We start from the raw sequence: 19,138 nt of genomic DNA, 5'->3' as shown, positions 1-19,138 counted from the left end.
GATGGGATTCAGTCCGCTCCGGGTGATTCGATAGCATAGCGGTAGTTAACCCTGAGATTTCAGTGTTACTAAGGCCGAGATGAACTTAATGTAAAACGATGGTTTTCCATCCAGGTTCATACCGATCGCAACAACGAGAAGCTTTTTAGGGCGTTCTCATCCAATTATTCTGATTGACCAGGATTTCGGCTTCTTCCAAAGGCAAGGGATGGGAGATGAAATAGCCCTGGATGCGATCGCACCCCAATTCCTGCAACTCCGATAGTTGCTCTGAGGTTTCAACCCCTTCTGCTACCAGATCCATCCCAAGGGTATGAGCTAAGACGACAATACTGCGCACCACTTCACGGCTTTTGAGGTCTGTTGTCAGCCGTTGCACAAAGGAGCGATCGATTTTCAGCGTATCGAATGGAAATTCATGCAATTGGCTCAAGGAAGAATATCCTGTACCAAAGTCATCAATGGAAAGAGTGATATTGCACTGCTTCAGGTGCTCCAGAATAGGGGATACGGTCTCCGCTTTTTCCATAACCGCCGTTTCTGTAATTTCCATTTTTAGACAGGTTGGAGGCAGTTGTGTGGACTGAAGGATGCCTTCTACCATGTCAACAAAATCCGGTTGGATTAATTGACGAGGCGAGAGATTAACCGCAACAAAAAGGGAAGATGCTTCTGGATAGAGCGATCGCCACCGCTGCAAATCCTGACAGGCTCGTTCTAACACCCAACGTCCTAGCGAGACAATAAACCCCGTCTCTTCTGCCAGGCTAATGACCTGGTCTGGAGGCGTCCATTCCGTACCCCGTGGCCAGCGCAGCAGTGCCTCAAACCCCAGCAATTGTGAATTAACCAGGCTGACTAAAGGTTGATAATGCAGGGCAAATTCCTGTCGTTCCAGGGCACACCGCATATCGCTATCTAACTGCAAGCGATGTAAAGCCGCATTTTGCATCATCGGCTCGTATCGCACATAAGGGATCTGGTCCATTACTTTGGATTGATGCATAGCGATATCAGCAGCTCGCAGAAAATCCTCAGCATCACCTTCACAGTCGCTACTCAGCACAATACCAATGCGAACATGCATAAAAATTTCGTTATCACCCAGCCGAAAGGCATGGGCAAAAACCTGTTGAACGGGTGTGACGAAGTCGACTACCGCCGCTGAGTGGGGCAGGTTTTCGAGAAGGATGACAAATTCATCAGTACCAATACGAGCCAGGAGACTACCCTCGGGTAGTGTGGCTTGAAGGCGATCGCTCACTCCTATCAACAACTGCTCTGCAAGTTGGTGCCCCAGAATGTACTTCACCATTTTGTAGCGCACCAAATCCAGGTGTAGTAGCGCAAATACTGGGCGCTTTTCAGGAGGTTCTAAAAGCAATACGTTCAATCGTTCTACCAAAAAGCGGCGTAGAGGCAACTGAGTTAACGAATCATAGTAGGCGTACTGTCGCAGTTGTTCTTCATTGCGGACGCGTTCGGTAACATCCTGCACCATGGATAGGAAGCCAACGATCTGCCCGTCGGCCTGCTTTAATGGCGTATTCGACCAGTCACAGATGATGGTGTGTCTATCTTTGGTCAGGTTGTGATTGCAGCTCTGGACACTCACATCTCCTTGACCCAGACGGCTAAAGATTGCTTCTACAACAGGGCGAATGCCGGCAGGAATGATCAGGTCAGAGGGATGCAGGCCCAAAACTTCTGCTTTGGTATAGCCAAAAATGCGCTCAGCAGCCGGATTCCAGTCCTTTATATAGCCCTGTGGATCGCTGGTGATACAGCCCAGAGGGTTGCAGTCAAACTGCAGCTGAAGTCGTTGCTGTAAATGTTGTGTGCGTTCAAATAGACGAGCATTGAGAATTGCAAGGGCGCAACGTTCAGCCGCAATTTCTAGTAGTTGAATCTCTCGCTGCGATGACGTGTGGGGAGAAAACCATTGCACCTGTAAAACCCCAACCTGTTGCCCCTGATGGCGCAGGGGAATGCCTAAAATATGGTGCGAGTTGGCTGAAACTTGAAGCTCTTTTGGCTCATTAGGATTCTGCTGAATATCATCCACATCAAGAATTTTGCCCGTCGTGGCAATGATATTGGCAATTTTGTGGGCGATCGCCCCCTCATCCTGCGTTGTCTCCAATTGCGCCGTACTCATGCACGCTGCAAGTTGTAAAGCTCCATCATCTTGCGTCAGAAAAATTAGCCCTAAATCTGCCCTTAACACCGAGGTGAGCCGATCTAGCAGAAGATTTAATAACGCATCTAGTTGCAGGGTGCTGATAGCATTAGCCGTGATTAAATTCAGCGCTTCCAATTCTTGATTACGGGCATTTAGCGTTTCCAGAAGTTGTTCCCGTTCTTCTTCAAGGCGTTTGCGATTGCTAATATCCCGAGAAATTCCAATCACTCCCCGAACACGTCCCTGGCGATCCAGTCGAGGATACTTAAACGATAGGAGGGTAACGCGTCGTCCCTGCATCCAAACCGTCTCTTCGGTTTGCTGGGCGATCCCTGTTTCAATAATGGTTTGATCAGCGTGCTGGATGCGATGGACATGATCCGGTGGGAAAATGGCCGAGTCATCCTGCCCCAGAATGGCCGACACCGGTTGCCCCGCCAAGTCTGCGCCGCCACTATTAATGAGTACATAACGGCCACGCAAGTCCTTCACAAAAATGGCATCGCGTGTACCTTCTACAATGTCGTATAGGAGATCCAGATTTTCCTGGTGCGATCGCTCCCCACGGCGCACGAGCCAGAACAGCAGCAGGCTGGTCACCAGGGTAAACAACCACCCCTTTAGAATGGAGACGTCAGTCAGGAGACGAGCATCTGAAATCAGGTAGGCAAGTATCTGATCAGAAATTAAAATCCAAACTCCTGCCCAAAATAGGTAAAGGACAGCAATTCTCATCGCCAAGCGTTTCTTGATGCGTGGCATGTTGCGTTCGTTCACCGCAGACTCTTCTTCACAGGATAATTCAGGCAGGCCGAGACGTCTTCCAACTCCAGAGATTACTTACAGCACTTTTCAAGCGCTTAAAATCTGGTTTTTGTGAGAGCTGCGCTCCGCGCGGCTAATTCAAGCACAAAGCCCTGCAAGGGGCACTTCAGGATGAGCCAGCAATTCTCATTTTGAAATCAGGCCCGAAAACCGCGCGCCAAAGGCGCGCGGTTTTCGGGCATCAAAGCCAAGAGTTCACGCCCGTCGGGCGTGAACTCTTGGCTTTGATGCCCATACTGAGAATTGCTGAGGATGAGCTGAAGTACCGACTTTTATATGCAAAAGTGCACGCAAAAATGAGTATTTAGAGGGCGATGCAACGATGCAATGCACTACCCTCGAAAATACTTAGTGGCTGGAGGCGGGTGCCCTCTCCCCAGCCAATACAGGCAACTGAACACTTAGATTGCCGCAGTCGCAGCTAGCTTATCCAATACCGATTTCGTCGAAACAATATGTCGATCCAGGCCCAACGCTTTGGGGCTAACGCCCAGAGCCAGGGCTACCAATTGCGACAGGTGCAATACAGGCAGCCCTAATTTCTGGTCAATAACCGCTTCCACCTCTGGCTGACGGGAGTCCAAATTCAGGTGACACAATGGGCACGGGGTAACCATGCAGTCAGCTCCCGCGGCGATCGCTTCCTGAATATGCCCACCCGCCATCTTGAACGATTGCTCTGTGGCATAGCTCGACAGTGGCCAGCCACAGCACTGAGTTCGCCCCCGATAATACACAGGGGTTGCCCCAATGGTGCGAAATACGTTCTCCATGGACTGTGGATTGTAAGGATCGTCATAAGGGATGTGATCCTGAGCCCGTAACAGGTAACAACCATAGAAGGCAGCACACTTCAGGCCGCTCAGCTTGCGAGTTACCTTCTGCGCTAGGGCTTCCAGGCCGTAATCTCCCACTAAAGCCCAAAGCAAGTGTCGAACTTCAGTGCTGCCCTTGTAAGGGGAACAGCCCTCCTTTTTGAGCAGACCATTAACCTGTTCAATATAGGCTGGATCGTTCTTTTGAGCGTCCTTCAGCCGTTCATCGACATGACCAATAACTCCCTGGCAAGTACTGCAATGAGTCAGCAACGGCAGTTGCAATTCCTCGGCCAGGGCAATGTTGCGGGCGTTGACCGTATCTTCGAGTAATTGAGAATCTTCTTTGAACGTACCCGACCCGCAGCAGGATGCCTTCTTCAGCTCAATCAGTTCAATTCCTAATGCCTGGGTCAGGGCAGCGGTGGATTGGTACAGTTCCCGGCACGCTCCCTGAGCTACACATCCCGGAAAATAAGCATATTTCAGCGTCATAAGTTCAGCAGCTTAACTAGTGGAGCGTGCGATCGCCCCATACAACTAGCGAATCCTTATCCAGTGTATCGATGGGATTCGGCTTTGATGTGAGATCTTTGACTTCTCTCAATAAAAGCTCATCACCATCAATTCGAGTTCAGCCTTCCTCTGACCCCTTAAAATGGGAATTAATTTTCATGCTCCAGAACTTTGAGGAGAAACGGTGACCTCATCATCAACCCCAACCACCCTGGAAACTGTAGAACTGGCCCCCAGCTATGCCTTGCCCCTAGCACTCGTAGGACTATCCCTACCCCTGGTGTGGATCAATATCTGGGTCAGTGGGGCGATCGCCCTGTTTGGCCTATTTCTGATGTATCAGGCGGTTTCCTTGCGATTGCGGTTTACCCCAACCGATCTGGACATTTATCGAGGCGAAACTTTAATTCGCCGTTTCCCCTATCAAGACTGGCAAAATTGGAAAATTTTCTGGAACCCCGTGCCCATTTTGTTCTACTTCAAGGAAATTAAGAGCATTCACTTTGTTCCAGTGCTGTTTGATCCGAAAATGTTGAAGGTTTGCTTGGAGCAACGCTGCCCGATTGATCGCTAAGTGATGGACACCATGAATCCGGATGAATCCCTGAATCAAGATCCGATGGACGCATCCATGCCGCCATCCAGTTCTGAACCCGACGACTACAAACCTCAACCCTTGCCGGATGTACTGTCTGGGCGCTCAAACACATCCACAGAGCCCCCGTCAGGGTCCGTTGTCTCCGATCCCTGGACAACTGAGGTAGACAGTCCAGACGAGCCAGAAGTAATCGAGGTCGATGGGCTCCTGGAAACAGTCGAGTCGTTGGAAGCAGATGATTCCAACGTCGACGATCGTTCAGAAGCGCCCCAAACCTTGATGGCTGAAGGGTTGGAAATTATTGAAGACCTGATGGATGAGCCAGGCACCGCTCAGGATCTCGAAAATCGCGTGAGTGACCTGCGACGAGAAGAACAGCAGCTTCGCCAACAGGTCGCCAGCCTACAACAACAACTGCTCGACGCTCAGGTTGCTCTCGGAAATCTCGTCAAAGAAGGGCTTAGCGAGCTCGAGCACCGGAAACAAACCCTCCAAATTTCTGTAGAGCAATTGGAGCGCCGTCAGGAACGTATTCGCGCCGAAATGCGGAGTACCTTTGCTGGCAGCTCTCAAGAGCTAGCCATTCGCATCCAGGGCTTTAAGGATTATTTGGTCGGTAGCTTACAGGATCTTGTGTCCGCTGCTGAAGATCTTAAACTCGCCCCTCCGCCCGCTCCCGAACCCTCACGCCGCCCTCAACGGGAAGCCGAAGAGACTGCTGCTCCTAAGCCACAGTTTGCAGAGCAGGGCTTCCAGGAAGCCGCCCGCATGATCCGCAAATCCCTCGACCAGTACCGCAATTCGCCAGATTACTACGGTCCGCCCTGGCAATTGCGTCGTACGTTCGAACCCATTCATGCAGAACGCGTTTCCAACTGGTTTTTTGAACAGGGAGGCCGGGGAGCGGTTCGCAGCATGGGCTCTCGGCTGCAAAATATTCTGATAGCTTCGGCAGCAATTTCAATTCTGCATCGGATGTATGGCGATCGCATCCGCACCCTTGTCCTCTCCGATTCACCCGAACGTCTGGGCGAGTGGCGACGTGGCCTGCAAGATTGCTTGGGTCTGGGCCGCATGGACTTTGGCACCGACCAGGGCGTAACCCTGTTTGATGCCCCAGAACCCCTCTCTCAGCGGGCCGATCGCCTGGTCAAACAAAAATATTTACCCCTGATCATCATTGATGAATCGGAAGGAGTGATTGACCTGTCACTGCTGCAATTCCCCTTGTGGTTGGCCTTTGCGGCCGATCCCACCCGTCCCAATGCCAATCTGTATTGAGGTGAACTGCCATGAATACTGAGTTGGTATGGGTCATTGCCTCAGTCATTGCCTACTTGTTGGGCTCCATCCCCACGGGCTATTGGGCCGGAAAGCTGCTGAAAGGTATTGATATTCGTGAACAGGGTTCCCGCTCTACGGGAGCTACCAACGTGCTGCGTACGTTAGGCAAAGTTCCAGCTATTATCGTACTGCTGGTAGACATTTTTAAGGGCGTTGTGGCCGTTGCTATTACTCGTGCGTTGTTTGCTCAGCCTGGATTAGAAGCTCAAATGCCCTGGGCTGCAACGTTAGCAGCATTACTAGCCGTAGTCGGTCATAGTAAATCGGTTTGGCTAGGTTTCAAAGGTGGAAAATCCGCAGCGACAGGATTAGGTTTGCTGTATGCATTGGCGTGGCCTGTGGGATTGGGAGCTACGGCAACGTTCCTCATTACCTTAGGCATTTCGCGGATTGTATCGTTGGGGTCTATTTTGACGGCGATCGCTGCCCCCATCCTCATGCTGATTTTCCACCAACCCTTGCCCTACTTCTTATTTGGATTGCTGGCCGGGATTTATGTCCTCATAACGCACCGGGCTAACATTCAGCGCCTTTTTGCAGGTCAAGAACCACGCATCGGGCAAAAACATCAGGAAACCTAAACCTTTTATTCTCCACAATATTTTTTCAAAAACGGTGTGTCCAGATAGACACACCGTTTTCTATTACTGGGGAGCCCTCCGCCAACCAGCAGCGATCGCCTCCTGCTCAGAGCAAAACCACTTTTCTCCCGCGGCCAGGTCAATTACTGTATTTTCGTAATCCTCCATGCCAGGCAGATGGTAATACCGGATGCCCGAGCTTTGTGAAATATTGCCCTTAATCGTACATTCCGGTTGGGTAATCGCGGCAATAGGAGACGGGGAGCGGGATGGACTTTGCCTATTTAAGAAGACGGCTAGGGCGATCGCAAATCCAATGGTGGCGATCGTTCCAAGTGCTCCTTGCGGTTGGCCTTTAGGTCGTCTGGGCGCAGAGTGGCGAATGGATCTTTGTGATGGGGTTCGTTGTGGCTTCGGTCTAGCGGCCACAGACTTCTTTACCAGCCCTTGAATAGAGGCGTTGGCAGCACGAACTTTCCCGCTTTCTATGACGCACTCATACAGAATGGTGTCACCAACTTGGGGACGGCGACTGGCTCCCTTAATCGCCGTGATGTGCAAGAAAACTTCTTTCCCCCCATCCTCTGATTTGATAAACCCAAAACCCCGCTCATCCTTCCAGGTAACAAGCTGCCCCCGACGCAAAACAGGTTGCATGAATAGACCTATCGCAATGCTTAATTGATAGTTTTCCCAAGCAAAGCCATTTCTTCCAAGGTGGTTTTCGGGTTTTATCTGGGAGTTTGTGCCGTAAGGCACAAACTCCCAGATAAAGCTCACAATGAGAATGCACAGACGTAGAACATTAGGCGCATTCTCTATTGAATTAGTATCAGGGCCGACTTGGACAAATTGATCGAGTTTTACGATTTTGTCTCTTTGTAATGTGTATTAACCCAAAGCTTGATTTCCTCACTCTATAGTTTGTAAAAAGCTGGAACGGCTATTCCCCCAGCCGTTCACACCATGCATTACTACGAGAAACTGTATGGCCCTCATCGAACGTCTTCGTAAAGCTGCCGCAGAGCTTGGCCCCAATGCTCTCGATGATCTGAAGGACACCATTTCGAGTTTGCTGACCGAATATTCCGAGGAATTCGGCCGTAAGCACCCGACAGAACCCGTCAATGGCGTCATGATGCAATATTTCCACTGGTACATCGACAACGATGGCAATCACTGGAACCGCGTTCAAAAAAATGCCCGCGATTTAGCGAAAGCGGGTATTACAGCTCTCTGGCTTCCCCCTGCTTACAAAGCCAGTGGGGGGGCCTGGGATGTAGGATACGGAGCCTACGACCTGTTTGACCTGGGCGAATTTGATCAGAAGGGGACTATTCGTACGAAATACGGGACGAGAGACGAATACGCAGCCGCTATCAAAACCGCTCAGGATGCCGGTATCCAGGTTTATGCGGATGTCGTATTCAACCATAAGAATGGAGCCGATGCTGAAGAGGAGATTGAGGCCTACCCTGTCGACGTCAACGATCGCAATCACATTACTGGCGGGGTCGAAAAAATCAAGTCCTGGACTGCTTTTACCTTTCCGGGACGGGGTGATACTCACTCCAGCATGAAGTGGCATTGGTGGCACTTCGATTCCGTCAACCACAACATGTACAAGTCCGGTGACAATACCATTTACCGGTTTAAAGATAAAAGTTTTGAAACCAAAGTCGATCTAAGCAGCGGTAATTATGACTTCCTCATGGGCTGCGACTTAGACATGAACCACCCTGAGGTTCAGGGTGAATTGAAGTACTGGGGTAAATGGCTATTGGATACGATCGGCGTTGATGGCTTTCGATTGGACGCCATTAAGCATATTCAAGGAGACTTCTTCACGAGCTGGTTGGATTATTTGGAGCATGAAACGGGACAGGATCTATTTGCCGTTGGCGAGTACTGGAGTGAAAATCTAGCTGCTCTACATTGGTACATTGCCAACACAGGCGGACGCCTCTCTCTATTTGACGTCCCCCTTCACTACAACTTTCACCGTGCCAGTAAATCCAGTGGTAACTACGATATGCGCCGTATCCTAGACGGCACTCTGATGAAGGAACAACCCGTTTTTGCCGTCACCTTTGTTGATAACCACGATTCGCAACCCCTGCAAGCTTTGGAATCTGTTGTAGAAGGATGGTTCAAGCCTCTGGCCTACGCTGTCATCCTGTTGCGAGCAGAAGGATACCCCTGTGTCTTCTACGCCGATTATTATGGGGCTCATTATCGCGATCGCGGCCGCGATGGAAACGAGTACGAAATCTGGTTAGATTCCCACCGTTCCATCATCGATAAACTTCTCTACGCTCGCCATAACTTTGCCCATGGCCCCCAGTACGACTACTTCGACCACTGGGATGTGATTGGATGGACTCGCCTGGGTACGGAAGCCAACCCCAAAGCGATGGCGGTCATCATGAGCGATGGCCCTGGTGGCAGCAAGTGGATGGAAGTTGGCAAGCCCAACACCACCTTCTATGACGTAACGGGACATATTTCTAGCCTGGTTCAAACTAACGAATACGGCTGGGGAGAATTCCGCTGTGAAGGAGGCTCAGTTTCTGTCTGGGTTCAGAAGTAAAGCAAGCAGCTGATTTTACAGGGGTCTAGCTGTACAGCCCCCTGTAAAATCTCCAAAAGCTTTCTCAGAAAAATTTGTACAGCGCTGTACTGAACGTACTTGCATACTGCTACATAATACGAAACCTGCCCATAGAGCAGCAGTCTGTTTTTCGTTGGGATATCCGCTATACGGACATTCCAGCGAAAAACAGACCGTTCCTGTATGAAGCAGAGTTCGTATTGAAGTCAAATTTAGGCTCCAAGAAGAATTACGGTACTGAATATAGGAGCCGGTCTATTTTTACACAAGACTACGGACGTTTTCATAGATCAAGGGATGCTACTTCTATAAAGTCATCATTCCTAATCAGGAGCATCTATTCATGTCTAGCAAAGGTTTGAACAAGTGGATCGTTAGCGGTAACTTAGGTGCCGATGCTCAGGTAAAAACTGTTACTCTCCGTAACGGTGAGCAGGCTCAACTAGCCGAAGTAACCCTATTTGTTCAAAAGCCACGGGATTACAAAGATTCTTTTACCGTGCGCCTGAGTATTTGGGAGCGATCTGCTGCATGGCGGAAGCTTTCCTTTCTCAAGAAAGGAGCACTTGTCATCTGCACAGGTAATCTTGAACCTAGCCCTTATCTTTCCAATGTTGACCAACAACCTCGTGCTGGGCTAAACATGACGGTTCTGGATGTGGATCTAGACATCATCCCTAACTCGGATACCGAAACAGACGAGCTTATTTCTGAGACCAGTGCTCAGCCCGAATTGATAGCCTCTTAATACTCGAATAACTCATGTGTTTTTGAAAACTGCGCGAAGCACAGCTTTCAAAAACACATCCTGTTATCTCACCTAAATAAGAAGGGAGGGGGGCTTTGCCCCCCTCCCTTCTTATTTAGGTGAGATTAAGCTGTGTAGCTATATGTGTTAGCAAGACCACCCAAAATTTTGCCTAACGTAGCAAAAGCTGCTCTGACGTCATCGTGAGATGTAAAATGATCAAAGCGGCAGAGAACTTGACCCCGATCGATGAGCAGAAGGGTGGGCAGATTCGTCAGCCGATAGGTGTTCGCGAGCCTAAAGTTTTCATCTGCATTAACACTGACAAACTTCACCTGCTCTCCCTGCTCACTCTGTAAACCATGAAGCAATGGGTTGATGATTCGACACAGGCCACACCAGGGAGCCCAAAAGCTCACAATGACGGGAAAAGGTGAATCTAAAACTTCTTGTGGAAAGGTGCTTTCGTTAATGGTTGGGATCATTGAATAGTAGGCGTTGAAGAGAGTTTCTATTTGGCACTACTTTACCAGGCAACGTTACTTGTTGCACGGATCATTAGGGGATGTACCCACCAAAGTATGCCCACAAAAATAGCGACCCCAACATATGCCGGACGAAGGAACTCTTGCAGTTTTAAGGATTGGCGCCCCTGAAGGATAGCCAGAAAGGGAATCACGGAGGTACGGGCCTTAACCGCCTCAAAGGCTGCTCCATAGCGTAAGGTCAGGCGGCGATCGCCATGCCACACACCAAACAGATGATGCAAAATTAGCCCTGCACAGGTTACCAGCATGAAGCTCGTTCCCAACCAAAGTGCATGGGCCACACACCAAATAATCTGTCCCACCATCTGTGGATGTCTCGTAACCCTGATAATCCCAGTTTCATAAAGATGAACCTGAGGCTTTTGGACAGCAGCAATCTCTAATAAATTGAATGTCGCTGGGTAGAGAAACAAAAACGAAATAGCCGAGAGAATCCAGACCGTTGCCTGTATCCCGGGAGTTCCCTGTAAATTCCAGAGTTGTAACCCGTCGTAGCGGTGATTAATGAAGTAGATAATTAGCGTTGTTGCAAAAGGAATACTGACCAGTGCAAACAACACTCGATAAAGCCGTGGGCCGATGTATTTCTCTGCTCGGGGGCGTAAGGCGGCTAAACCACTATGAGCGATCGCAAACCCAACTAGCAAGCCAAACATAATTCCATGGCTGGGAGTCAGCCACTCTGTCATCATGGGCATGGTGATCCCGTTTCAATCATTCCAGCTTCTAGCCTACCGTGAGACGTGACCTAATTTTGCTTGAAACCATTGATTCACGAAGGCTCCACACAATATCCCTGATACTAAGCGATAAGCATTTTTGCCTGTACTTTGCACACGCGAAAATGGGCACATCAGCTTATCCGAAACTGAGGTTAACCAAGGCTTAAGAACTTGCTATCGAATAAAATTCTGGAGAAGGGGTGCAGGCAAAACCGGCACCCCCTTCTCCGGAATTTTATCTCTTTGCTCAGCCCTCAAGCAGCAAAAATCGAGGCATCATCACGAAAAGCCTTGAACTCTAACGCGTTGCCACTAGGATCACGAAAAAACATTGTTGCCTGCTCTCCCACCTCTCCTCGAAACCGAATGTAAGGCCCAATCTCAAATACAATCCCCTGGTCTTTTAGCGAATCAGCCAGACGTTCCCAGGATTCCATCTCCAAAATCACCCCCCAGTGCCTTACCGGAATCGATTTTCCATCAACCGGGTTTGTTTCCACAGCACTCACTTCCTCGGGGCTGAGGTGGGCCGTAATTTGATGACCAAAAAAGTTGAAATCAATCCAGGCATCACTGGTACGCCCCACAGAGCATCCCAAAATCATCTCATAAAAGTGCCGAGTTTCAGCCAAATCACGAACAGGAAAAGCAATATGAAAGGGACGAACAGTCATGATTTCAGAATGGCGCCGAGGGATATAGCGTACAGGTTGATCTATAGTATGGCCATTAGAGTAGAGGATTATGGCAAGGTGGAGGGTACCCCTGTTCTACCATCATGTTCTGTTCTAGTGGCAAAGGCCATAGGTTCAGCCCGTCCTAGCTTACCCCCTACTTCACCAATAGAGGCAAGCTTCTCGCTAAACTGAAGACTGCTCATTTGGCGATCGCACTGCTTTCCTAAAGGCATTCATCTTCAGACTATGGATCGGAAAGATATTACAGCCCTATTCACCATTGCATCTTTCCTGGCCACCATAACCATGGTGGTTGGAGCCGTACGGATTGCTAACGCCGCGAAGCTGAGCCGCGTTAATCAGCTGCTCACAACCCGCGAGTGTGGAGGGTGTGAGCTAGAATCTGTGCGATTGCGGGATAGCAACCTGGAGGAAGTGAACCTGGAATATGCCAATCTCAGCAACGCTTATCTGTTTAGCGCTCAGATGCGGAAATCCAATTTAGTAGGGGCCCGGCTAGATGATGCCAACCTATCGGAGGCCGATTTGCGAGAGGCTCACATGGTAGACGCCGTTATGACGCGGGCAAAAATGGACGAAGCTGACCTTGAAGGAGCTGACCTACGGCAGGTTTATTTAGGAGATGCTAGCCTGCGAGGAATCAACTTAGAAGGAGCACATCTGGCTGATGCCGTGCTGAGCCGTGCTGATATGGGCAAGGCAGACCTGGATGGCGCTATCTTACTGGGGGCTAATCTGGCTGAAGCAAACCTGAGCGGAGCCAATTTGGAAGCAGCGGATTTACGACGTTCGTATTTGGGTGATGCCAGTCTCAAAGATGCTCGCTTAGTAAGAGCAATGCTGCTTCGCGCTAACTTGTCTCGCACGAACCTTAGTGGAGCCAACTTCAAGGGTGCTCAGCTTGGAGAAGCCGATCTCACCATGGCTGATTTGTCCAATGCCAATCTAGAGCAGAGCGACCTGACCCGGGCCAGTTTGACGCGTGCTTCCTTAACTCATGCAAACCTGACAGGGGCAAACCTTCAGCAAGCTATTCTGAGGCGAGTAAACCTGCGAAACGCTAATTTGACCAATACGAATCTGCGGGGAGCAAGCTTGCAAGAGGCTCGGATGGAAGGGGCACTCTTTTGCAATACGATCATGCCCGATGGCCGCATCGAAAGCAGCGGATGCTGACAGTTTTCAGGTTTTTAGATCCTGAACCCACGATTTCCCCTCCAAGGATGTAGGCCAACAAATCAGGAAGATGGGAGCGATCGCCTGCGATTGGAATGGGAATTCTGTAAACTATCAAGGTTAGCTTGCTTCCAAACAATATAATTTGGCAGCCCGGAGGATCTCGTGCGTCTGTTTCAAACCGTAGCTGGGCTCCGTACTTACCTGGAGCAATTCTGGGAAAAGGCGGTTCCCTGTGTTCATCCCCCCGGTACTGTGGGTCTGGTACCGACCATGGGGGCTTTGCATGCAGGCCATCTCAGCTTGATCCAGCGCGCCCGCCAGGAAAATGCTCTTGTAGTCGTCAGTATTTTTGTGAACCCCTTACAATTTGGGGCAAACGAAGATTTTCACCACTATCCGAAAACCCTGGCAGCAGATCAGATTCTTTGCAAAGAGGCAGGCGTAGATGTCATCTTTGCGCCATCGGTAGCAGAGCTATACCACACAGAACAACCGACCACAGAAGCTCATCTGTTTCAGGTCATTCCTCCAACGAGTATGATGGCAGAACTTTGTGGGAAGTTTCGCCCAGGGCACTTTGAAGGTGTCGCTACGGTTGTGACTAAGCTGTTTAGCCTGATTCAACCCGATCGTGCTTACTTTGGCCAGAAAGATGCACAACAACTGGCCATATTGCGGCGTATGGTACAAGACTTGAGCATCCCCGTAGATATTGTTGCTTGCCCAACCGTACGGGAATCTGATGGACTGGCCATGAGTTCGCGCAACCGCTACCTTTCAGCAGAAGAACGCGCTCAGGCTCCCCGCATCTACCAAAGTCTCCAGCAAGCAGAAGCCTTATATCGGTCTGGCATTGTCGAGCGAGAACCCTTGCTCACAGCAGTACAAACGGCTCTGGCTACAACCCCCTCTATCAAACCTCAATATATCGATCTGGTTGATCCCATCACCATGACTTCCCTGCAATCCATTCAAGACACCGGCCTATTGGCGATCGCTGCCCATCTTGGTTCTGCCCGCCTGATTGACAACGTCCTGCTCCGCACCCGTAAACCGATCATTGCCATTGATGGGCCTGCAGGTTCTGGCAAAAGTACGGTTACTCCCAAGGTCGCTCAGCAGCTGGGTCTGCTTTATCTCGACACAGGCGCCATGTACCGCGCAGTTACCTGGCTAGTGTTGGATTCTGGTATAGCAGTCGAGGATGAGGCGGCGATCGCTGAACTCGTCAGCCAGTGCAAGATTCGCCTGGAACGTCAGGACTTAGATTCTGGCATTCCCACTCTCCAGGTTTGGATCAATGATGTGGACGTCACAACAGTAATTCGGACGCCAAACGTGACAGCGCAGGTATCAGCGATCGCTGCCCAAAAAGCCGTCCGTCAGGCTCTTATGAAACAGCAGCAGGAGTACGGCCAACGCGGTGGTGTCGTGATGGATGGCCGCGACATTGGCACCCACGTCTTCCCCGATGCTGAGCTCAAGATTTTTCTTACGGCTTCCGTTCAAGAGCGTGCCCGCCGTCGTCAACTTGAGCTGAAGGAACGGGGCCTGGGAGAGTTTAGCCTAGAGGAGTTGGAGAAAAGCATTTACGAACGAGATCTAAAGGATAGTAGTCGGGCGATCGCCCCTCTCCGCAAGGCCGCTGACGCGATCGAGATCAACACCGATCAGCTCACCGCTGAAGCCGTTATCGAGCAGATCATTGCGCTCTATTGTGAAAAAGTAGACGTTCAGCCAGCCCATGAAACTGCTGTCTGATTGGGGGTTTACCCGCGAGGGCTGGCGCACGGGGCAACGAGGTGAGTACTGGGTTCTTCTTCAGGGCTTCCTGTTGCTTGGCGTTGTCCTGTTGCCTGTTTACCGATTGCCTTCGTTGACGATTATCCCTCCTGGCCTTTATGGTCTTTGGGGCATAGCCGGGGCGATCGCCCTCCTGGCTATAATCTTGCTGGGCAAAGGGCTGCTCGATCTGGGACAGAGCCTGACTCCTTTGCCGTTTCCCCGGGAAGACGGTCAGCTTGTGCAAACTGGAGTGTATGGCTTGGTGCGCCATCCCATCTACAGTGGCTTAATTCTAGGAATCTTGAGTTATGCGATCGCCCAGCAAAGCCTATCTCACTTGCTTGCGGCCTTTATTTTTATCCTCTTTTTTAATGCTAAAGCCAGCCGCGAAGAAATCTGGCTGACGGAGAAGTATCCTGATTATGCGGATTATCGACAGCGGGCAAAGAAACTGATTCCCTGGATCTATTAGATTTTTGTTGTGGGATGTGCGAAGCAGATCCCACAACAAAAATGCCATATCTGCCATATCTATAGTGGACTTGAGTGGACTTGCGTCAGTCTTAAGGATATAAGATGCCTAAGGATAAGCTGCTTCCCTGAAGAACTCTATGACGAACCCTGACGATTTATCGTCTGCCGATCATCCAGAAATGGTTCGGTCAGCTCAAGAATTCAAAACATTTTTGGCAGACTTACATGAACGGTATTCCACCTTACGTGAGGGAAAGGTGGCGTCCTATATTCCCGAACTTGCCAAGGTAAATCCTGAGTTGTTTGGGATAGCGATCGCCACCGTAGATGGCCAAATTTTCGAAGTCGGTGACACTGACCCTCTTTTCACCATCCAATCCATCTCTAAGGTCTTCGTCCATGGCCTTGCACTAGAAGACCATGGGCGAGATGTACTCTTGAGCCGAGTCGGAGTTGAGCCGACAGGAGATGCCTTTAATGCCATCGTTTTGGACGAGCAATCGAAGCGGCCCTATAACCCCATGGTGAATGCAGGGGCGATCGCCACCACCAGCCTCATCAAAGGCCGCGATCTCACCGAACGTCTCAATCGCCTGCTAGATATGTTCCGGCGCTACACTGGCCATGACATCTTTGTCGACATGGCAACGTATGTGTCGGAGCGGTCTACAGGCGATCGCAATCGCGCGATGGGCTACCTGATGCGCCATTTTGGCATGATCGAAGCCAATGTGGAAGATGCCCTCGACCTATACTTTCAACAATGTTCTGTCATGGTCAACTGCCGAGATCTGGCGGTCATGGCAGCAACCCTTGCAAATCGAGGTGTGAACCCGTTGACGGGCGATCGCGCCGTCAGTCCCCGCTATATTCGCGACATCCTCAGCGTCATGGCCTCTTGCGGCATGTACAATTTCGCAGGTGAATGGAATTACCGTGTGGGTCTTCCTGCCAAAAGCGGCGTCTGCGGCGGTATCATTGCTGTCGTTCCCGAACAAATTGGCATTGCCATTTTCTCACCGCCTTTAGATGAAAGGGGCAACAGTATCCGAGGTGTCAGAGTCTGTGAAACGCTCTCCCAGGTTCTTGGGCTCCATCTTTTTGACTCCTCCCGCAACTGCAACCACTTTCTCCAAAGCCTCAAAGCCTGATCTCTCCCATGCCCGATTTCTTTTATCCTTTCCCTCCCCTCTACCCCGGCATTCTTCTCAAACGCTACAAACGTTTTCTCGCTGACATCGAACTAGAAACAGGGGAAATTATCACAGCCCACTGCCCTAATACCGGTCCCATGTCCGGCGTCAACATCCCAGGCAACCGCGTTCTTGTTTCCAAAAGCGACAACCCTAATCGTGCACTGGCCTACACTTGGGAATTAATCGAAATCAACGACACAACTCCAACCTGGGTCGGTACCAATACAGCTCTCCCCAACCGTGTCATCAAAGCAGCTCTCCAAGCCCATGCCATTCCCGAATTGGACGGCTATACAGAAATTCGTGCCGAAGTAAAATACGGCCAAGATAGCAAAAGCCGCATCGATTTCCTACTGACAGCGCCAGATGCTGAAACCCCACCAACCTATGTCGAAGTTAAAAACACTACTTGGACGAAGGAAACTCTTGCCCTTTTCCCTGACACCGTCACAACACGAGGGCAAAAGCACTTACAAGAATTGACGGCTCTCTTGCCAGACAAGCAGGCTGTCATGCTCTATTACATCAATCGAGATGATTGCACCCACTTTGCGCCGGGTGACGTGGCTGATGCTGAATATGGACGCCTGTTTCGGGAGGCGATCGCTAAAGGTGTTCAAATTCTCCCCTGTCGTTTCAAAAATACTCCTTTAGGCATCACCTACCTGGGCCTGGCAGAATTGTCTCTTTAGCTACCTGCGATACCATAACCATAAAGATCAAATCAGGATAGCGAACTTATGGAATCAACCCAAATTAACTGCGCTGAAGCATGTAAAGACGGCTGTGTCCTTGGCGATCAATGCCCTAACACCGAATACCGTGACCAGGCATCTCGCTTTATTCACGAAACCTCTCTAGACAAAATGCATGAAATAGCCGAGGCAGCACGCCGTCGCAAAATGATGGAGGGATCTAAATGGGTCTTCCCCGAGGGTGGCATCCAGCCTAATGATCTCTAAGCTTTAGAGAAGAATGAACCTCCAATCTCATCAATCTACACCTGTATCCCACTATTCAATAATGCATGAGAAGGGCCTTTAGACTATCAATGTCAAGGTATGGAGAATAGCTGTTCTTATCCCTTCATTAAAGATTGGGAAAAATAACCTAAACCCCGCTCGGGATTGTGTAGTTTATGAGAAGATAGCACTAAAGCCCTACATTGTTCTATTGACTACAGGAACGACACCTATGGCACTTCAACTTGGGGACACCGTACCCAATTTTGTTCAACAGTCCTCTCAAGGCGAAATCAACTTTTACGATTGGGCTGGTGATAGCTGGGTTGTATTCTTCTCTCACCCCGCCGATTACACGCCCGTTTGCACCACCGAATTGGGTGAAGTTTCCCGGCTGGTTCCCGAATTTGAGAAGCGCAACGCCAAAGTCATTGCTCTTAGTGTTGACGATGCTGATTCCCACACGGGCTGGATCAGCGACATCAACGAAACTCAAAACACTACTGTCAACTATCCCATCCTGGCTGACGCTGACAAGAGCGTTTCTGACCTATATGGGATGATCCACCCCAACGCTAACGCCAAAGTTACCGTTCGGACCGTCTTTGTCATTGACCCTCAACATAAACTCCGTCTGACCATCACTTACCCCCCCAGCACCGGACGTAACTTCGAAGAAATCCTTCGCGTTATTGACTCCCTGCAACTAACCGACAACTATGGCGTTGCAACCCCCGTTAACTGGAAGGATGGTGAAGACGTTGTTGTGGTTCCCTCCATTCCCACTGAGGAAGCCAAGCAGAAGTTCCCCAAAGGCGTTACCGAAATTAAGCCTTATCTGCGCATGACCCCGCAACCTAATAAATAAGTAAGGCCTTAAAAAGGTTCAGGTCCGAAACCTGAACCTTTTTATAGTATTTTACTCATGACAAATAGCAAGACTCCTGCATCACACGAGGCAGGAGTCTTGCTTTAAATATTATCCTGGCACTGAGCTATTTTCCCGTGGGGCAACCCCCAAAGTATCTTCGCCGCTGGTCTGTTTCACACCTCAGTTCGGGATGGATGAGAGTGGGGCCAAACCGCCATTAGCACCAGGAAAGCTTTTATTGAATTAACTATATTTGATGTTCAAACCTGTCAAGTGAAGAGGAAGAAATTTTGGTTGTTGCGTAACTGCTTGGCTTGAGTCTTCAACAAAACCAACTGCTGTTTTTTATCCAGCATGCTGACCTGAAGCTAGGACAAGCCCTCGGTCTGTTAGTATTCCTCGACTTCGCCCATTACTGGACTTCCATCTAGAACCTATTAACCCGTGTTCTGCGGGTGACCTTACTCCCTTATGGGATGAGAG

General features: G+C 50.0%; 19 protein-coding genes and 1 rRNA gene. 12 read left to right on the top strand and 8 right to left on the bottom strand.

Annotated elements, in window-relative coordinates:
• Positions 1-145 precede the first annotated feature (145 nt).
• The gene (locus tag NDI52_RS18725; RefSeq protein ID WP_190772262.1) at positions 146-2,944 is read right to left on the bottom strand and encodes an EAL domain-containing protein; all 2,799 of its coding nucleotides are present in this window, start codon (positions 2,942-2,944) and stop codon (positions 146-148) included.
• Positions 2,945-3,408: 464 nt separating this feature from the next.
• Positions 3,409-4,317 carry a CoB--CoM heterodisulfide reductase iron-sulfur subunit B family protein gene (locus tag NDI52_RS18720; protein WP_190772263.1) on the bottom strand — a complete coding sequence of 303 codons (909 nt, stop codon included), beginning with the start codon at positions 4,315-4,317 and terminating at the stop codon, positions 3,409-3,411.
• 205 nt (positions 4,318-4,522) lie between these two features.
• Between NDI52_RS18720 and NDI52_RS18715 the strand changes: the two genes are divergently transcribed.
• Genes NDI52_RS18715 through plsY form a run of 3 tightly spaced genes read left to right on the top strand, consistent with a single transcriptional unit; the run spans position 4,523 to position 6,861 of the window.
• Positions 4,523-4,912 carry a DUF3119 family protein gene (locus tag NDI52_RS18715; protein ID WP_190772264.1) on the top strand — a complete coding sequence of 130 codons (390 nt, stop codon included), beginning with the start codon at positions 4,523-4,525 and terminating at the stop codon, positions 4,910-4,912.
• Positions 4,913-4,924: 12 nt separating this feature from the next.
• Positions 4,925-6,217: a DUF3086 domain-containing protein gene (locus tag NDI52_RS18710; protein WP_190772285.1), complete on the top strand. Its 1,293-nt coding sequence runs from the start codon at positions 4,925-4,927 to the stop codon at positions 6,215-6,217.
• A gap of 11 nt (positions 6,218-6,228) precedes the next feature.
• Positions 6,229-6,861, top strand: coding sequence for a glycerol-3-phosphate 1-O-acyltransferase PlsY (gene plsY / locus NDI52_RS18705; RefSeq protein ID WP_190772265.1), 633 nt, complete (start codon positions 6,229-6,231; stop codon positions 6,859-6,861).
• Positions 6,862-6,924: 63 nt separating this feature from the next.
• Here plsY and NDI52_RS18700 read toward each other — a convergent pair whose 3' ends face one another.
• Entirely contained in the window at positions 6,925-7,518 is a 594-nt protein-coding gene (locus NDI52_RS18700) for a cold shock domain-containing protein (RefSeq protein WP_190772266.1), read from the bottom strand.
• A gap of 478 nt (positions 7,519-7,996) precedes the next feature.
• Here NDI52_RS18700 and NDI52_RS18695 point away from each other — a divergent pair, with 478 nt between their 5' ends.
• Positions 7,997-9,451, top strand: coding sequence for an alpha-amylase (locus NDI52_RS18695; protein WP_242035820.1), 1,455 nt, complete (start codon positions 7,997-7,999; stop codon positions 9,449-9,451).
• A gap of 364 nt (positions 9,452-9,815) precedes the next feature.
• A complete protein-coding gene (locus NDI52_RS18690) occupies positions 9,816-10,220 on the top strand; it encodes a single-stranded DNA-binding protein (protein ID WP_190772268.1) in 405 nt (134 codons plus the stop codon).
• A 125-nt stretch (positions 10,221-10,345) separates the two neighbouring features.
• Here the strand turns inward: NDI52_RS18690 and NDI52_RS18685 are convergent, their stop codons facing one another.
• From NDI52_RS18685 to NDI52_RS18670, 4 genes are all read right to left on the bottom strand, one after another.
• Positions 10,346-10,705 carry a thioredoxin domain-containing protein gene (locus tag NDI52_RS18685; RefSeq protein WP_190772269.1) on the bottom strand — a complete coding sequence of 120 codons (360 nt, stop codon included), beginning with the start codon at positions 10,703-10,705 and terminating at the stop codon, positions 10,346-10,348.
• 41 nt (positions 10,706-10,746) lie between these two features.
• Complete coding sequence (locus NDI52_RS18680; RefSeq protein ID WP_190772286.1) at positions 10,747-11,460, bottom strand: NnrU family protein; 714 nt, start codon at positions 11,458-11,460, stop codon at positions 10,747-10,749.
• 284 nt (positions 11,461-11,744) lie between these two features.
• Complete coding sequence (locus tag NDI52_RS18675; protein ID WP_190772270.1) at positions 11,745-12,164, bottom strand: VOC family protein; 420 nt, start codon at positions 12,162-12,164, stop codon at positions 11,745-11,747.
• Positions 12,165-12,232: 68 nt separating this feature from the next.
• Positions 12,233-12,400 (bottom strand): hypothetical protein, encoded by a 168-nt coding sequence (locus tag NDI52_RS18670; protein ID WP_190772271.1) that lies wholly within the window; start codon positions 12,398-12,400, stop codon positions 12,233-12,235.
• A 13-nt stretch (positions 12,401-12,413) separates the two neighbouring features.
• Between NDI52_RS18670 and NDI52_RS18665 the strand changes: the two genes are divergently transcribed.
• The 7 genes from NDI52_RS18665 (at position 12,414) to NDI52_RS18635 (ending at position 18,652) form a co-directional block, all read left to right on the top strand.
• Positions 12,414-13,364, top strand: a complete 951-nt coding sequence (locus NDI52_RS18665; protein WP_190772272.1) for a pentapeptide repeat-containing protein — start codon at positions 12,414-12,416, stop codon at positions 13,362-13,364.
• A gap of 165 nt (positions 13,365-13,529) precedes the next feature.
• Complete coding sequence (locus NDI52_RS18660; protein WP_190772273.1) at positions 13,530-15,128, top strand: bifunctional pantoate--beta-alanine ligase/(d)CMP kinase; 1,599 nt, start codon at positions 13,530-13,532, stop codon at positions 15,126-15,128.
• Positions 15,112-15,624 (top strand): isoprenylcysteine carboxylmethyltransferase family protein, encoded by a 513-nt coding sequence (locus NDI52_RS18655; protein WP_190772274.1) that lies wholly within the window; start codon positions 15,112-15,114, stop codon positions 15,622-15,624. Before NDI52_RS18660 ends, NDI52_RS18655 begins: the two co-directional genes overlap by 17 nt.
• Positions 15,625-15,805: 181 nt before the next feature.
• Positions 15,806-16,777: a glutaminase A gene (glsA, locus tag NDI52_RS18650; RefSeq protein WP_347280045.1), complete on the top strand. Its 972-nt coding sequence runs from the start codon at positions 15,806-15,808 to the stop codon at positions 16,775-16,777.
• A gap of 8 nt (positions 16,778-16,785) precedes the next feature.
• Entirely contained in the window at positions 16,786-17,514 is a 729-nt protein-coding gene (gene sfsA, locus NDI52_RS18645) for a DNA/RNA nuclease SfsA (RefSeq protein ID WP_190772276.1), read from the top strand.
• 48 nt (positions 17,515-17,562) lie between these two features.
• A complete protein-coding gene (locus NDI52_RS18640) occupies positions 17,563-17,784 on the top strand; it encodes a hypothetical protein (protein WP_190772277.1) in 222 nt (73 codons plus the stop codon).
• 232 nt (positions 17,785-18,016) lie between these two features.
• A complete protein-coding gene (locus tag NDI52_RS18635) occupies positions 18,017-18,652 on the top strand; it encodes a peroxiredoxin (protein ID WP_190772278.1) in 636 nt (211 codons plus the stop codon).
• Positions 18,653-19,024: 372 nt separating this feature from the next.
• Here the strand turns inward: NDI52_RS18635 and NDI52_RS18630 are convergent.
• A 23S ribosomal RNA gene (locus NDI52_RS18630) occupies positions 19,025-19,138 on the bottom strand; the annotation flags it as partial.

It is taken from the genome of Leptolyngbya sp. PL-A3 (assembly GCF_039962325.1).
In the GTDB taxonomy this organism is placed as follows: domain Bacteria; phylum Cyanobacteriota; class Cyanobacteriia; order Elainellales; family Elainellaceae; genus Vacuolonema.
This window is presented reverse-complemented; position numbering and strand designations above follow the sequence as displayed.

Bases quoted from the DNA above. Each gene is read 5' to 3' on its own strand.
- NDI52_RS18725 (WP_190772262.1), bottom strand. From the start codon at position 2,944: ATGCCACGCATCAAGAAACGCTTGGCGATGAGAATTGCTGTCCTTTAC.
- NDI52_RS18720 (WP_190772263.1), bottom strand. From the start codon at position 4,317: ATGACGCTGAAATATGCTTATTTTCCGGGATGTGTAGCTCAGGGAGCG.
- NDI52_RS18710 (WP_190772285.1), top strand. From the start codon at position 4,925: ATGAATCCGGATGAATCCCTGAATCAAGATCCGATGGACGCATCCATG.
- plsY (WP_190772265.1), top strand. From the start codon at position 6,229: ATGAATACTGAGTTGGTATGGGTCATTGCCTCAGTCATTGCCTACTTG.
- NDI52_RS18700 (WP_190772266.1), bottom strand. From the start codon at position 7,518: ATGCAACCTGTTTTGCGTCGGGGGCAGCTTGTTACCTGGAAGGATGAG.
- NDI52_RS18695 (WP_242035820.1), top strand. From the start codon at position 7,997: ATGATGCAATATTTCCACTGGTACATCGACAACGATGGCAATCACTGG.
- NDI52_RS18690 (WP_190772268.1), top strand. From the start codon at position 9,816: ATGTCTAGCAAAGGTTTGAACAAGTGGATCGTTAGCGGTAACTTAGGT.
- NDI52_RS18685 (WP_190772269.1), bottom strand. From the start codon at position 10,705: ATGATCCCAACCATTAACGAAAGCACCTTTCCACAAGAAGTTTTAGAT.
- NDI52_RS18680 (WP_190772286.1), bottom strand. From the start codon at position 11,460: ATGATGACAGAGTGGCTGACTCCCAGCCATGGAATTATGTTTGGCTTG.
- NDI52_RS18675 (WP_190772270.1), bottom strand. From the start codon at position 12,164: ATGACTGTTCGTCCCTTTCATATTGCTTTTCCTGTTCGTGATTTGGCT.
- NDI52_RS18670 (WP_190772271.1), bottom strand. From the start codon at position 12,400: ATGCCTTTAGGAAAGCAGTGCGATCGCCAAATGAGCAGTCTTCAGTTT.
- NDI52_RS18665 (WP_190772272.1), top strand. From the start codon at position 12,414: ATGGATCGGAAAGATATTACAGCCCTATTCACCATTGCATCTTTCCTG.
- NDI52_RS18655 (WP_190772274.1), top strand. From the start codon at position 15,112: ATGAAACTGCTGTCTGATTGGGGGTTTACCCGCGAGGGCTGGCGCACG.
- glsA (WP_347280045.1), top strand. From the start codon at position 15,806: ATGGTTCGGTCAGCTCAAGAATTCAAAACATTTTTGGCAGACTTACAT.
- sfsA (WP_190772276.1), top strand. From the start codon at position 16,786: ATGCCCGATTTCTTTTATCCTTTCCCTCCCCTCTACCCCGGCATTCTT.
- NDI52_RS18640 (WP_190772277.1), top strand. From the start codon at position 17,563: ATGGAATCAACCCAAATTAACTGCGCTGAAGCATGTAAAGACGGCTGT.
- NDI52_RS18635 (WP_190772278.1), top strand. From the start codon at position 18,017: ATGGCACTTCAACTTGGGGACACCGTACCCAATTTTGTTCAACAGTCC.